This is a genomic window from Anaerocolumna sp. AGMB13020, assembly GCF_033100115.1.
GTDB lineage: Bacteria > Bacillota > Clostridia > Lachnospirales > Lachnospiraceae > Anaerocolumna.
On sequence record NZ_CP136910.1, the window covers coordinates 5,718,845 to 5,734,602 of the forward strand.

Genomic DNA, 15,758 nt, shown 5'->3' on the forward strand with positions numbered 1-15,758 from the left:
AGGAGGGATTTCACCTTTAAAAGGTGAAATCCAAGACATCTATCATGAAAAAAATTAGTAAGATTATCCCGGTTCTATCTGGTTTTCCGGCTAATGTAAATATATTACTTGGAGCTATATTGGTTTCAAATATTGGTAATGGTATTCAAACCATTGCCATGAGTAAATGGCTTTATGATAAAACAGGCAGTGCCTTTGCTTATGGTGGAGTTATTCTTTTAGACTATCTGGTATCATTCTTGATACAATTTCTGTCAGGCGCTGTTATTGACAGAACTAATCCCAAAAAAACTTACATAATCTGTGATTTGATACGCGGTACGGTCTTAATTTTAATGGGGATTAGCTTGCATTATCCTTCTTTTGCTATTGTTGCTGTGAGTCTTTCTGTTGCAGTAATAAGTATGGTGAATTCTATTTACCGTTCCTGTTATTTTAAATTATTGCCTATGTTAATCGATGATCCTTCCCAACTATTAAAAATAAATGGAATATACTCTACGGTTATTCAGACAGGATTATTGATTGGAGTAGGTATCGTTGCCCCTGTTTTAACTTTTTGGAATGCCAGTACGGCTATCATTATTAATGGTATAACTTTCATTATTTCATCGATTATCGTTATGTTCATTCGCTTTGAATATGCGGCTTTGCAGAATGAACCAACAAAAAAGATAACTCGATTTTTTCGCGATTGGGGTACTATCTTTACCTATCTAAGAAAGGATAAATCACTAATCTGGCATATTCTGATTAGCTCAGGAGATATAATGGTCGTAAACTTTTTTAATATCCTGTTAGTACCTATGGTAACGATATGGTATTTTAACAACGCTTATGACATTTCCTTATTTGATGGAAGTTTTACTGTCGGTGCTATCTTAATAGGTATTTTTATTAGTAAGTTCAGTAATAAGCTGGGGTTACGGCTTTCCAGCTGGTTGGGGCTTACAATTCAAGGATTATTGTTTTTACTGCTATGTATAAACCGGATAACTATAGTCAGTGTGGCAATTATACTCTTTATGGGCGTGGCAAACGGTTACTCAGGTCTTATTTTCCAGACTTCTCTACAAAACAGGATTGGCCATGAATTGAAAGGGAGAATCGCAAGCTTTAAAAATCTTGTTATTTCCATATTATCATTGATATTGATTCCGATTGTTTCGAAGTTCCTTGATATATCAATAACATCTGGCCTTATATGCAGTGCAGTGATTATACTGATCTTTGGACTTTCGTCCTTTATAATCAATAAGTTAAGAATCTATGGAGATAATTATATAACAAACAGAGATAATACGTAAAAAATGGGCTATTTGAAAAAGAAAATAGATTTTTTAATTTGTGGAGTCTGGGTGAGATTTGCTTTAAATAAACATGTTAAAAAATAGAAATAATAAACATAAAATGTTATATCTTGTTTTGTTAGAGGGGGGTTATTATGAACGAGCATGAGTTTAAAATAAAGTATAGCATAGGTGGTAATCATAACGGATTATTGAATCAGATAACAAAAGAGCTACGGCAAAAGCGCCCGAGAGTTCCGGTTGATTTGACCTATACCTTATTTGAAGTAAATGATTTTGCACAATTATGGCTTCAGACAAAAGGATGCTCTTTTTCGAAAACGGGAAGCTGTACATGCTGCGATTATTGGGAAGGAGAAAATCTTCCCAACATCGCAGAGGTATTTAAGGAGGCACTTGATAAATTAAGTCCTAATGTATCAAGTGTATTAATCGAAACCTCCGGAAGTGTATTTGATGATAATGAAATTCCATTGAAGGAACTCAAGAAGATATTTGAGCTTTTAGACAAAAAAAAGTACAAAAAGATAGTAATAGAAACTCATATGAATACTATAACGCGCCAAAAACTTGATATATTGAAAGAGATAATTACCGGTTCAGAAGTTTGTATTGAAGTAGGTATTGAATCTTTGAGCAGAGAGGTACTCCTCTACTCCCTGAACAAGATGACGGTTGCAAAAGACATCACGCAATTATGTGAAATGGTACATGAAAAAGGGTTTAAACTAATTGGAAATATCATGGTAGGTGTTCCTTTTCTTCCTTTATCCTCACAGATTGAGGATGCAGTATATGGCATACATAAGTTGTTTGAACAAGGCATTGACTATATAATACTGTTTCCTGTCAATATAAAACAATATACTCTGGTGCATTGGCTTTACCAAAATGAATTATATGAAAGAGTCTATGGACAGGCAGTTATTAAAGTATTGAATCAAATAGACAGGAGTCTGCTTGATAGAATTGATGTAGTGTGGTATGGCAATAGAAAGCAGGAAAATCCTGCTTACGGCTCAGATATTTTAGGACCATACTATTGCGAAGAGTGTTCAGAGGATATCATGGACTTTCTGCAAAAGTTTAATAGCCAGAATGATCTGGAAGGAAGGCTTAATTTACTTGACGGGATAAATGACTATAGCTGTGAATGTAAGAAAAGTATGGAGAATACTTTGGAGAATGAAGCAATGCAAAAACCGGATATATATGATTTACTGGACAGATATTATGAAAAAATGGAGTCCTATATTTCCAAATAAAAAAGATAGCTGAAAGGAAAAATAATATGAATAAGAAGATGTTAAATCTGCATTTATACACAAATACCAACTGCAATCTTCACTGCAGACACTGTTATAATAATAGTTTTTATGAGGAGAATTCAGCGGAAATCGAGGTGGAGCAGCTTGTAAATATCATAAGGGAATCTCACAGCGCTTACAAGGTCGATATACATCTGGAAGGCGGGGAAATTTTCTTGCGGCCGGAAGTGTTTGAGGCATTGGCATCTCTTGAGGTGGAGATTTTAAATAATATTACAATAACAAGCAATGGCAGCATTTATCTGGAAACTCCGGAGGTAGAATATGTATTAAAGAATATAGAGGCATTTCGTATTTCAGTTGAAGGACATACCAATGAATTGAATAGGATGATTAGAGATATTGATGTTGATATTATACTGGGAAATGCAGAAAGATACCGGGACATGGGGGCTAATGTAATATTAAGAATTACATTGCATAGAGACAATATTCACACGTTATTCAGGGAAACCATACCTGCAATTGCAGACAGAGGATTTCATAATTTTCAGGTATATGAATTACAGCCCGTTGGAAGGGGCGAAAAGCTTGAAAATTTCATATTAAGTGAAAATGAATTCGACAGCTTTTTGAATTTGCTGGTAGTGGAAAAACCGAAGGACGTCAAAATAAAAATGATGTTCAGTCCAAGCAGGGTAGAAGGCGTGATGAAGAGAAAGGCGGATTTTTCACAGGCAGGATATAGTACGACACTGATGGAGCCTGCAATGAGCTTAAGTATTGCCACAAATGGAAATGTCAATATCTGTCCTTGGGGAACCGATGATAAAGTTCTGTTTAATATAAACCAGGAAAAAGATTTATGCAGCGCTTTAGACAAATTTGATCTGATGCATGAGTGTAGTTACTGTTCTAAAATTAAGATAGAAACGGAGTAAAGCCATGTTAAAGGAAATAAGTGAATATAGAATTGGAAATACGCCTTTATTTGAAATAGGCATGAATGATGGAAATAAAATACATATAAAGCTGGAGAAATATAACTTTTTGCGTAGTATTAAGGCGCGCACAGCTTATTACATAGTCAAAAATCTACCTGAGCTGGACAAGCGGTGTATTGTAGAATCAACATCGGGAAACCTGGGGTTAGCCCTGAATTATTTTCTGAAAGAAGAGAATATAGAGTTTTTATGCCTGGTAGACGAATCAATCAGTAAAGAGAAGCTGCTAAAGCTGGAGGAGCATGGTGTCCATTACAAAATAGTCAGTCAATATGAGGACATGGATTTAAGAAGTTCCAGAATCAAAATGGCAAAGGATCTTGAGGAAACAGGCCAATATTATTGGACGAATCAATATGCAAATATGAATAATATGCTGGCTAATTATTCATCAACTGCTCCGGAAATTTGGAATCAACGGGATGGAAATGTTGATGCCTGCATATGTCCGGTAGGTTCAGGCGGTACAGTTTCCGGCATTGCAAAGTATATGAAAGAGAAGAATTCCAATATACATATCCTCGGCGTGGAACCCGTTGGTTCTACGATTTTTGGAGGAGAAGACGGAGAATATATTAATGCCGGAACTGGTTTAAAAGGGCCCTCACAGTTAATTGAAAAGCATATGTCTTATATTGATGGATATTATCAGATACCTGACAAGGAATCTATCTTCTATTGTAAAGAATTAAAAGATAAATATGATTTGAAATTAGGTATTTCATCAGGAATGGCATATGCGGCGGCGGTTAAATATGCAAAAAAAGTAAAAAATCAAAATATAATTGTAATCTCACCGGATGGAATGGAAAGCTATCAGCATATTTTTGCGGACTAAAATAAAGATCATATGGAAAAGATGAAGTCAAAGCGGGAAAGTTCAAATGATTAAATATGGGGGGAAAGATGAATAGTATTAATCAATTTTTAAAGGATTGTGATGTAAAGAGCAAACAGGACCGTACTGTTTACTGGGATGATAATACATTATACAGCATTAGGGAGAATCCTGACGATTCCTTTGCAGGACTATGGTTTCGAACTATGGGGTGCACCCATGACAGAAGCGGAGGATGTACGATGTGTGATTACAGTGCCGGTCCTAAGACAGATGAAAGCACGATGGTAGAGGCTGTCAGACAGGGATTGAGAAAAATCACAGGCCGGTATGATACCTTTTTAATATCTCCGTCAGGAAGCATGCTGGATTCAAGTGAGGTTCCGAAGAAGGCAAGAGAGGAAATATTTCACTTGCTTAAAGAAACAAAGCATAGGACCTTTACCTTAGAAACCCGTGCAGATACCATAAACCAGCCTATAATGGATGAGATTTTAAGTATTCTTGATAAAAGGCTAAAGAAAATTTATATAGGAATTGAATCTTCATCTGATTTTATTAACAAATACTGTATCAATAAGGGGATTGGTATGGAGCAGATAGAGCGCTCTGTCAAACTGCTAAATGACTACAATATAACTCCCGTTGGAAATGTCTTAGCCGGTGTACCAATCCTGACGCAAAAGGAAAGCTACATAGTATGTAAAAAATCTATTAATTGGTGCTTTGAAAACCATGTTGTACCGGCTGTGTTTGTGACCCATATAAAAGAAAACACGCTTTATAACCGTATATATCAGATGGGATTGTGTGAGCCCCCCAGTCTATGGTTGCTTATTGATTCCATATTAGAAGCTCCGGATGAGCTGCATATGGAAATCTGCTGGTACCGTACTTACGAGGCCTTTAATTTAATAAAAGCAGCCGATACATGTCCTGGCTGTTATGATAATGTCTTAAATGCATTAGATAAGTATTGCAAATACAGGGACAAAGACATACTGCGGAAACTGGACTGCGATTGTAAGAAAAAATGGCGGGAAGGATTGGAAAGAAAAGAAGCAGCACTTCCGGAGAGGATAACACGGGTTTATAAGGCTTTAGCCGATAATTTACTGGGTAAGGAGTATTGGGATAAGAATGGCAAGGACTTGGAATCCATGATTTACAGAGATTATAAGGAGGAGGCTTTCAAGTGGTAACTTATTCTAGTATTTCACGCTATTATGATTTATGGTCATCAGGAGATAAGTACTGGAATATTACGCGGGATTTCTACGTTGGGGAAAGCAGAAAGCATAAAGGACCGATTGTTGAATTGGGAATAGGGACGGCAAGAATTGCCGCTGAGATATTAAAAGACCATCATACACAGATAATCGGAGTTGATATTTGTGAAGAAATGCTGGAAGAAGGAGAGAAAAGATTAGCAGAATTGGGCCTTCTTCAAAATGTTTTGCTGTTACGGCAGGATTTCACAAGACTGAAATTGCCCCAGAAAAGTAACTATATATTCATGCCTTTTAGAACCTTTGGGCATTTGCCGGATGATGAGAGCAGGAGAGCTGCACTCCAAGCCATTTATAACAATCTTAATGAGAAAGGTTCCTTTGTATTCGATCATTACATTTTGGACCAGCAATGGGCGGAGAAAGTAGCAGGGAAAAAAATAACCATGTATGAAGGAGAAGGTGTGGTTATTACAGACACCTACGATTTTGATCTGGAAAATCAAAAGATGCATTGCCAGGTATGCTGTAATGATGAAGTCATGGAAAGTTTTGATTTTTATTGGTTTGAACCGGAGCATATAAAAAAATTAATAGAGGAGGTTGGCTTTCATATAAAAGCTGTATATGGGAATTTTGATAAGACGCAATTAAGAATAGACTCACCGAATCAAATCTGGATATTGGAGAAATGAAAGGAGAAAGTTTTGTATTTTTATACGGGCAAAAGTCTGGATGGATTTGAAAATGCCATAAATAATCTGTTATTAAATAGCGGGTATGAAAAAGTAAAACATTTGGATTGCATTTGCATGCGGAATTGTTCAATGTCAAATGAAGATGATATGTCGAAATGGTTCAGTCCTTCTGTAAATACATGGGAAAGTATGAGATATTTGGGTGAGGCATTAGGACTTAAGGAGCAGATTGAGATAAAAGAAATTCATGAAAAAAAAAGCATGGATTTGCTTCCATATGAGAATGCCCCCTTTGTTTTAGGGCCAGTGACGAAAAAAAAGTTATTTAATAAAATTGATGCAAACTTTTATGATGGAAACCGTAACTATATATATTGCCACCCCCAGAAGGGACAGCTGATAATCCATGAGTCCGATGGTGTTCCATATATATTAGTTGATGAAGGGGATATTGTGAACTTCATAAAAGGAAGAAGTGTTACTTATCAGATATTTATAAAGCCGAAAGGGAACTTGAAAATACCGGACCGAAAGGAAACATTACAAAGATGGCTTACTTGTAAAGGAATTTATTCAAAGGCTGTTAATGGAATTGTAAATTATGATTATTCATCGGTAAAAGGGCTGAATGCTTCCAATGAGCTGGAGCTGCAATTTGGAGTACAAAATTACATGATACAGAATTATAAAATAATAAACCTGCTTCTGGAAGGAATGGCAGATGGAAAGAAATATTCTGATTTATTCCAAGAACAAGCTGAAAAGGCAGCCGAGGCAGTTATGCAGAGGGATCTCCATAAACTGGCGGAGGTCATTAAAGGAATGGAAGAGCTGTTAGTACAGGCAATTTCAAAGGAGGTGACATTATAGGTGAATCATAAACTACTCTTTTTAAAGGAAAATATGGAAGCATTACTTGGTCAGACGGACACCCCTTTTTATGTCTACTCTTTAAAGGTGCTGAAAGAAAATATACAGAATATCAAGAGAATTTTATCGCCGGAAGTAGAGTTATGCTATTCTATAAAAGCAAACCCTATGCTCGTTCCCTATGTTCAGGAACTGGTAGATTATTTTGAAGTTTGTTCTATGGGAGAGTATAAAATTTGTAAGGAAGTAGTTACGGCTGATAAAAAAATCATATATGGCGGGATCTGTAAGAAGAAAGAGGAGATAAGGGGAGCGGTTCTAAATGGCCAGGTTATCTTAACCGTTGAATCTATGACACAGCTCAGGCACATAAACCAGATATCAAAAGAGGAACAGAGGATATCAAAGGTACTTCTTAGGATTAGTCCGGGTAACCAGTTTGGCCTTTCTCAGGAAGATATGCAGGAAGTGCTAAGAGAGAGGGACAGCATTCAAAACCTGCAAATATTAGGAGCACAGCTGTATGCATCTACTCAGTGTTTTAAGGTTGAAGAAGAAAAGAAACAAATAGAAAGCCTATTCCGGTACATCTATGAATTGGAAGAAATATTTGATTTTACATTCAAAATAGTTGATTACGGTGGTGGTGTTGGTGTCCCTTATTATGAAGGAGATACAGGAAAAGGAAACCCGGAAGAATTATTGAGTGAAATATCAGGGCTGCTTCTATCTCATGGAAAAGGGCGTAAAATCATATTTGAGGCAGGGCGGATCATACCTGCTTCCTGCGGTATCTATGTCAGCCGTGTGTTAGACCAAAAAACGAGAAGCGGAAGGACTTACTCCATTTTAGACGGCGGAACAAACCATATAAAATATTTCGGACAGGCTTTTGGAGGACGGAATGCCATAAACGAAGTGCTGAGTGAGAAGGAAGAAAAGGCAGTTTATACGGTATGCGGCCCCCTATGTACAGCGAATGACATATTACTAAAAGATGTGGAGGTTTCAAGGCATACTATTGATGATTTTTTTGTTTTCTTAAATGCAGGAGCATATTGCCAGACGGAAGCCAGCGCGCTATTTTTAAGCAGAGACTTACCGGCTGTGTTTATTGTGAAGGAAACCAATGAAATAAAGCTTGTCAGAAAGAATATCGACACTTTTCATATAAACGGAGGCTTATGAAAAGAGTTACGGCTGCCGGTAGTGGGAGTTTTAAAAAAGAGAAAGGTATGCGGAAATATGGATGAAAAAGAAATATTTAGCAGGATTGTCAGGATTATAAATCATGTTTTGGAAGAGGAAAGCGCAGTTACAAAAGAAAACATTTTGATTGAAGATTTACTGTTTGATTCTGTGTCGCTGTTGTATTTGCAGGTATCAATAGAAGATGAATTCGATATCAGATTTGACCCGTTAACAGATGATTTTGGCAGCATATTCTACAATGTAGATAACCTGTGCAAAGATATCAGTAAGAAAATAAACGGAGATGAGAATAGTGGAGAATGTGTTTCTTAAGAACATTACAAGGGAGATTTATAACAGAAGGATTGGTTTAGATAAGACGCAGAAGGTTTTTTGCAGATATGAGAGAGTGGACGGCGGTGTATTTGCTGAAGTATGGTTTATGACCAGAGGATGTAAACACGACAGGGACGGTGGCTGTACAATGTGCAATTACGGAAAGGGCTATCAGGTTTCCGATGACGAAATTCTTGGGTTGATTGAAAGTAAGCTGGCGGAAATAAATATGCCATTAAAGCAGCTTGTTATTTCGCCATCAGGCAGTATGTTCGATGAAGAGGAAGTATCCCATTATCTGCGAAGGGAAATTTTTAAGCTGGCATCAAAATTTGAATGTGAAAAATTTATAACAGAAACAAGGGCGGATACCATTAACTTTGAGAAACTAACGGAGATGAAACAACTGATTCCCCATAAAAATATTGCAATTGAGCTTGGACTGGAGTCGGCAAACCCTTGGGTCTTAAAATATTGCGTAAACAAAAACCTAAATTTGGAGGATTTTGAGTCCGCGGTAAGACTCATTAAGCAGGCTGGACTACAAGTGACGGCAAATGTTTCGTTGGGAGCGCCGTTTATGTCGGAAAGGGAGCAGATAGAAGACGCTGTAGATTCTGTCAAGTGGGCGCTGGAGATGGAGGTAGATACCGTAGTGGTATTTCCTATTCATGTAAAACCTGGTACGTTAGTTAGCTATTTATATGAAAGTGGCGGGTATAATTGTGTTTCGTTGTGGTCATTGGTTCAGGTACTAAAGGAAGTTGAGGAAAAATTTAAATATAGAGTTCAGATTTCCTGGTATAAAAACTACTATGACAATCCTAAAAAAATACTGCTGTCACCAAATACCTGTGATGATTGTAAAGAAGAGGTCATACATATTTTAGACGATTATAAAAACTCATGCAATACGGAAATAATTGATAAGTTGCATCATTATAACTGTCATTGCAAAGGGGACTGGGGGGAAAAGCTGAAGGATAGTAATGAAAAGCATGGAAATCTTATTATGATGGGTTATCAAATGCTGGGAGAAACCTTTGGGATAGACAGGGACATGGTAAAACAGGCCTATGAAGAAGCTCTCACAGAGCTTATAAAGTAGAGCGGCTATAGTTAATTCTGTTAAAATAAGCTCTTTAGTGGTGTCGGAAAAGAGGGTAAATATCAGGATTATAAATAGGAGGTGATGACTATAATTTTTATAAGTAATATAAAGAGGTATATTCCGCCGGTACAGTCCGCACAGAACCAGAAAAGTGAATTGTTATCTTTTTATAAAGAAATGTATCGGAGGACGGGGGAGCTTATACCACAAACAGGGCCTAATACAGGTGTTGCTCCGGCTGCAGGCGGACTTTCCGGCAGTGAGCTGGCACTTAAAGTGCTAAGGCAGGTTATTGATAGCCGTACAGGTGAGCTTGCAGGTGAGCCTATTTATTATCTGGACGTAAGGTCATCGGAAGATTTCTCTGCACCGGCACCGGATTATTATATACTCTCGAATTTTAGATTCAAGCATACAAAACCGCTAAATATACGCGGTAATGCCGGCATAAGCCTGATTCATGCATTTATGATAATGGAATATAAGTTAGGCAACAGAAAGGGGGAATATGCGGTTGGTTCAGTTTCACAAAGATTTGAACCGAGTGATTACCGGGGGACAGGCCCCATTTTGGCTGATGGTGCTATAGGGTTTCTCTTAAAGGCGGAAGCCGGTAGTAACGAAGAAGGATTTTATATTGAAGATTATCATATTACAAGAGAGAAAGAAAAGTTTAAGCAGTTAATCGGTAAAGAGGATTATATAGTTTGCCATAATAATGTTGAAACACGTAGTATGGCATGGGAAAGCGATTTTAGAACGGAGTTCCTGTCATATGATTTCGGATGTATGGATACCTTTTGTACCTTGGAGAATCTATGTGCAAGACGTATGCTTAAAAATGGACAAACAGTTACATTAGTATCGGTAAAGAATAGTAACTATACAGGAATAAAACTAAAATATAAGGAGAAATGAGTATATGGAAACAGAAATTAAAAAAATTGTATCTTTTATTTGTGACTATATGAAAGAAAATGAGAAAGTTGTTGTGGCAGTTTCCGGCGGATTGGATTCTGATGTAGTGGCAAGATTATGTGTAAAAGCATTGGGAAAAGAAAAGGTAAAGCTTTTTATGGTCTTGCAGGATGATATGGATGAGCGCCATATAAACAATGGCAGAAATCTGGCGAAAGATCTGGAATTAGAATTGTCTGAAATTGACATGAGAGGATTGAATGTAGAAATTATAAAAAGGTTAATGGAAGGTGATCCGGAAACAGGATTTAGTACAAATAACCTTCTGGATCCTTCAAGAGCAAAATGTTCTCTCAGGACAGTATTGTTATCAAGTTACCAGGACAAAGGTTATTTTGTAGCCGGCACCTCCAACAAGACCGAAGCAGAACTTGGCTTTTTCCTGCCTTTTGGTGATAATTTAGCACATTTCAAACCTATCGTACACTTATATAAATCAGAAGTCAGGAATCTGGCACAGGCAATTGGTACTGCGCCGGAGGTTATTTTTCAGCCGGCATCCGCAGGGTTTTGGAAGGGACAGGAGGATTTGGAGGACATTGCATATTGGATATATAATAACGGACCAATTCCGGCAGGTACCAGATTTACGGGTGAGGATGATAAAAAGGTTCTGGAGATTAAAAAGCATCTTACTACAGAGGTGGTAGATAATTGTATAAAAGATATTTTGTTTCAAAAAGATAAGAACCAGATTGCAGCCGAATTACAAATCCCTGTTGCGATAGTAGAAGGTATTGCCACCATTATGAAGCAAGCCGGGAATACGAAAAATAGAGAACTATTAAAAAGATTGGCATAGGAAATGCGTGTATGTTATATAAAAGACTAATAGAAGATCATTTAACAAATAAAAGAGATAAGATTGTGTTAAGATATGAGGAAACAGCCTATACTTATGGCTCAATAAATGTTTTAGCAGAAATATTGCGGAATAATCTGAAAGAAAAAGGGGTAAAAAAGGGTGACAGAGTCGTTGTTGCAGGAAAAAATTCTCCGGCAGAGGTCATTGCAATACTAGCCCTGATTTCTATGGGTGCGGTATTCGTACCTTTACCTTATGATATATCAGAAAAACGGTTGAAATATGTTATAGAAGATAGCGGACCAGCGGCATTATTAATAGAAGAAAACCGTTGCTATGAGGCATATATAACGACCCTGGGTATACCGGTGATACCATTAACATTAAAGGAAGAGGAGAAGGTGAAGGTACGCCAGGGAGAAGTACGTCCTTGTGTCAGTGAGGAAGATATGGCTTACATAATCTATACTTCAGGTTCCACAAGTAACCCCAAAGGAGTTATTGCCTGCCAAAGGCAGGTATTGTTTGCGGCAGATGCAATCAATTCTGTATTAAAGAACAGTAAAAATGATGTTATATTATGTAGAATTCCTTTATCCTTTGACTATGGATTGTACCAATTGCTTATGACTTTTCTGGTTGGGGCCGTGATGGTATTGGTGGATGAAAAGGAGATTGTGCAGCAGATTCCGCAGATACTTAAGAAATATAATGTAACAGGATTTCCGGTGGTTCCTGCCTTATTAAATGTGTTGATAAAGAGCCGGTTGTTTGAAAGAATGGAATTACCGGCTCTTAGATACATCACTTCCACCGGAGATGTATTACCCGTATATGCCATAGAAAAAATAGAAGAAATAATGCCACATGTTGAGGTAGTTCCAATGTATGGCCTTACAGAATGTAAGAGAGTAAGTATTATGCCCCTTGGGAATCAAGAAAAAAAGAAGAAGGGGTCTTGTGGACTTCCCTTGCCCGGAACAAAGGTAAAGCTGTTAAATGAAAAGGAGGGAATTGGAGAGTTAGCTGTTATTGGACCAAATGTAATGTGTGGCTACTGGGGTGATAAAGAGGAAACATCGCGGTATTTCAGTTTCTTGGATGGAGAAAATATGCTTCGCACAGGTGACTTGTTCCGTATTGATGAGGAAGGCTATCTATATTTTGTCGGACGTACAAAAAGCTTTATAAAAAATAATGGATACCGGATTAATATTCTGGAGTTGGAAACCTTGTTAAACTGTCAGGAGAATGTTAAGGAGGTTGCTGTCATAGGGGTTGCGAACCAGGACGTCGGGGAAGAAATTATCTGTGTAATTTATACGGATGAGAAAGCTGATACGAAGACAGTCACAGATGAATGTAATCGCCTGGTAGGTGGAATTAAAATAAAAAAATACATATATACCCAGGAGCCTTTGCCCAAAAACAGCAATGGAAAAGTGGATAGGAAGTACATCAAAGAGAAAGTAGTAAAAAGCTTATGGACATAAATAGATATTGCGGAAACTTTACTTATTGTGCAACGTATGCACTTTTTGATTTAGGACATACGGATGATATATCAATGAATAAATTTGAAATACTGACGTCAGTTCCTTTTGGCGTCGTGCATAGTAATGAGTATGCCCATAGAATATTGTCCCCCTATTGTGATCCTGGCAAAGGGGTGGCAAAGGCAGCTCAAATCATGGGGATTCAATTAATATCCTGGGAAACGGAAGATCCGGTGGAGGCATATTGTCTACTGACCGAACGTTTGTTAACAGGGCCTGTTGTTTTAGGCCCTGTTAATATGGGAAAACTGAATTATTTGGCAAAGCCGGGTATTTATGAGAATGTACCGCATTATATAACCGTCTATAAGCATGAAAACGCCAGATTTTATATAAATGATTCAGAAGGGTTAATCGGATATTATATTCCGGAAGATGTAATTATGAAATTCTGGGATGCCAGTGAATTATATGAAACTAATTACAGCTATAATTTAAAGTATATATTGAAGAAGGAAGAAATGCCGAGAGAGGAGGATATGATATACAGAGCCCTTTTAAATGCGAAGGAGAATTTCCACCAGGCCATAGCAAAGGGTGAAGGGCCGGAAGCATTTAAAAGGTTATGGGCTACACTGAGTATGAGCGGAAGGCGTTATTATAATAATTTATTTTTTGACATGGAAATTTTTATACAACGTAAATATCTTCTGCTGGAAACATTGGAATGGGCATATAAAAAGAGCATTATAAAAAGAAATAAAGAAGTCATAAATATTGTATCGCAGCAAATCCATACGGCTGCTGAAATAAATAGTTGCATTAGACATAAGCAGGTCTTAGATCAGAAGGAATTATACGAGCTGTACAGGAAAGAGGACGAATTAACAATTGTGTTTCAGGAAGGTGGATTAATATAGAAGTTGGAATAATGGAATATGGATTATCCATAGGTAAAAGCGTCAGAGCGGTAGAGGATATCGCATTTCAAAAAGATTTGGAAACTATACAAAAAATGAGAACAAACGGATTGGGTATTATACCGACAGATAATGAAAGAATGCTTTCAGATATGATAGTAGAGGCATATAATCAAATTAAGACATCACCAGAATTGATAATAATTGCCCATTCTCTTCCATTTATTTTCTGTAATGGCTATGATATATCTGAGAAATTAGGTAACATTAAAACGTTCCTCTTAAGCGGAATGCCTTGTGCCATTATGCACGAAGCCGTTGATATGGCAAAAAGTTATATAGAAAACGGATGGTATAAAAGAGTTCTGGTCATAGGCGCTGACAAAGCATACTCGGATGGCGAAAGAACTTTTTTTAACACTATTATGGGAGACTGTGTCGTTGCTTTATTGATAGGACCTGGTGGGAAGAGAAATACTTTGATTTCTAGCCATATACAAACTAATATAATAGCACCCCAAGGGGAACTGACAGAGGAAAATAAAATCAATGAATTTCGTGCCGTGAATGCATCCTTGGTGCGGGATAGTATGGAACAGTGTATTGCGAAAGCAGGTCTGACTTGGAAGGATATAGGATATATTGTACCTCATACTTCTAATAAAATGTTCTGGGATGGTTTATCAGGTTTACTGCACATAGAACGTAGCCGATTTAAAGATATACATATTAATGTCACGGGGCATTTTAATTCCCATGATAGCTTTTATCACTATCTGACCCTAATAGAGGAACAGGTTATTAATAAGAATCAATATGCACTATTAATAAACCCTGGATTTGGTGGGACACAAGGTTCTACGCTATTGAGATGTTGATATAAGAAGAAATTGAATATAATGAAGTGCCTAAATTAAAGTAATGGTAGGCCAAGGCTTTTAAGGGCAGGAAAAAACTCCTTCGGATGATCAATAACCGTATCTGCCCCTTCCTTTTCAAGGAATTCCCGTCCTCTGAACCCCCAGGATACACCAATGCATTTAAGACCTGCATTATGACCGGTTAAAACATCGACATCAGAGTCGCCTACAAAAACCGCCTGTGCCTGTGTTGAACCTAATTCCTCAAGTGCTGTAAACACAGCATCAGGCGCAGGTTTTGTAGGTATGCCTGCACGGTTACCGACAGCAACGGTGACATAATCAGAGAAATAAAGTTTGCATAAGTCTTTTACAGCGCTGTCATATTTATTTGAAATAACAGCTACTTTATAGCCTTTTACTTTGAGCTCCTTTAATAAAGGCATGATACCCTCATATGGTTGTGTCTTGGAATTAACATGTGCGGAATAATACTCCTTATTCAGAGCCAGACAAGCTGCTTTAGCTTCTTCTGTAGTGCCGGAAGGAACTGCTCTGTCAATGAGTTTTACAACTCCGTTTCCTATAAAATATTTTATTTCATCCAGTGTTCTTTCCTGAAAATTTAATTTTGTTAAAGCATAATTAACACCGTCAGCAATATCTTCTAAGGTATTTAACAGGGTTCCGTCCAGATCAAATAATATAGTATCTGTCATTACCTTTTCCTCCTTGGTAAATAATTAAATATTATAACCTTTTTTTAGAGTATGGTCAAAACAAAAATATTAATAAAAGGACTTTGGAATTATAATGAATTAACCTCTTTTATTTCATTATGAAT

16 protein-coding genes are annotated in these 15,758 nt (G+C 37.2%); 15 read left to right on the forward strand and 1 reads right to left on the reverse strand.

Features of this window, described 5'->3' with window-relative positions:
• Positions 1-44: 44 nt before the first annotated feature.
• From R2R35_RS24095 to R2R35_RS24165, 15 genes are all read left to right on the forward strand, one after another.
• Positions 45-1,307, forward strand: a complete 1,263-nt coding sequence (locus R2R35_RS24095; RefSeq protein ID WP_317732385.1) for an MFS transporter — start codon at positions 45-47, stop codon at positions 1,305-1,307.
• Positions 1,308-1,444: 137 nt separating this feature from the next.
• Positions 1,445-2,575, forward strand: a complete 1,131-nt coding sequence (locus R2R35_RS24100) for a radical SAM protein (RefSeq protein WP_317732386.1) — start codon at positions 1,445-1,447, stop codon at positions 2,573-2,575.
• Between the two features lie 26 nt (positions 2,576-2,601).
• Entirely contained in the window at positions 2,602-3,519 is a 918-nt protein-coding gene (locus R2R35_RS24105; RefSeq protein WP_317732387.1) for a radical SAM protein, read from the forward strand.
• Between the two features lie 4 nt (positions 3,520-3,523).
• Complete coding sequence (locus R2R35_RS24110) at positions 3,524-4,420, forward strand: pyridoxal-phosphate dependent enzyme (RefSeq protein WP_317732388.1); 897 nt, start codon at positions 3,524-3,526, stop codon at positions 4,418-4,420.
• 68 nt (positions 4,421-4,488) lie between these two features.
• On the forward strand, positions 4,489-5,622 hold the full coding sequence (locus tag R2R35_RS24115; protein ID WP_317732389.1) for a radical SAM protein: 1,134 nt from the start codon (positions 4,489-4,491) through the stop codon (positions 5,620-5,622).
• A complete protein-coding gene (locus tag R2R35_RS24120) occupies positions 5,616-6,344 on the forward strand; it encodes a class I SAM-dependent methyltransferase (RefSeq protein WP_317732390.1) in 729 nt (242 codons plus the stop codon). Before R2R35_RS24115 ends, R2R35_RS24120 begins: the two co-directional genes overlap by 7 nt.
• A gap of 12 nt (positions 6,345-6,356) precedes the next feature.
• Entirely contained in the window at positions 6,357-7,217 is an 861-nt protein-coding gene (locus tag R2R35_RS24125) for a hypothetical protein (RefSeq protein WP_317732391.1), read from the forward strand.
• Positions 7,218-8,405: an alanine racemase gene (locus tag R2R35_RS24130; protein WP_317732392.1), complete on the forward strand. Its 1,188-nt coding sequence runs from the start codon at positions 7,218-7,220 to the stop codon at positions 8,403-8,405. It abuts the gene before it with no gap.
• Between the two features lie 57 nt (positions 8,406-8,462).
• Positions 8,463-8,741, forward strand: coding sequence for an acyl carrier protein (locus tag R2R35_RS24135; RefSeq protein WP_317732393.1), 279 nt, complete (start codon positions 8,463-8,465; stop codon positions 8,739-8,741).
• Positions 8,722-9,852 carry a hypothetical protein gene (locus R2R35_RS24140; protein ID WP_317732394.1) on the forward strand — a complete coding sequence of 377 codons (1,131 nt, stop codon included), beginning with the start codon at positions 8,722-8,724 and terminating at the stop codon, positions 9,850-9,852. Before R2R35_RS24135 ends, R2R35_RS24140 begins: the two co-directional genes overlap by 20 nt.
• Before the next feature lie 84 nt (positions 9,853-9,936).
• Positions 9,937-10,773, forward strand: coding sequence for a hypothetical protein (locus R2R35_RS24145; RefSeq protein WP_317732395.1), 837 nt, complete (start codon positions 9,937-9,939; stop codon positions 10,771-10,773).
• A 4-nt stretch (positions 10,774-10,777) separates the two neighbouring features.
• Positions 10,778-11,635, forward strand: coding sequence for an NAD(+) synthase (gene nadE / locus R2R35_RS24150; protein WP_317732396.1), 858 nt, complete (start codon positions 10,778-10,780; stop codon positions 11,633-11,635).
• Between the two features lie 11 nt (positions 11,636-11,646).
• Positions 11,647-13,131, forward strand: coding sequence for a class I adenylate-forming enzyme family protein (locus R2R35_RS24155; protein ID WP_317732397.1), 1,485 nt, complete (start codon positions 11,647-11,649; stop codon positions 13,129-13,131).
• 74 nt (positions 13,132-13,205) lie between these two features.
• A complete protein-coding gene (locus R2R35_RS24160; protein WP_317732398.1) occupies positions 13,206-14,054 on the forward strand; it encodes a hypothetical protein in 849 nt (282 codons plus the stop codon).
• An 11-nt stretch (positions 14,055-14,065) separates the two neighbouring features.
• Positions 14,066-14,932: a 3-oxoacyl-[acyl-carrier-protein] synthase III C-terminal domain-containing protein gene (locus R2R35_RS24165; RefSeq protein ID WP_317732399.1), complete on the forward strand. Its 867-nt coding sequence runs from the start codon at positions 14,066-14,068 to the stop codon at positions 14,930-14,932.
• 35 nt (positions 14,933-14,967) lie between these two features.
• Here R2R35_RS24165 and R2R35_RS24170 read toward each other — a convergent pair whose 3' ends face one another.
• Entirely contained in the window at positions 14,968-15,633 is a 666-nt protein-coding gene (locus R2R35_RS24170) for an HAD family hydrolase (protein ID WP_317732400.1), read from the reverse strand.
• Between the last annotated feature and the right edge of the window lie 125 nt (positions 15,634-15,758).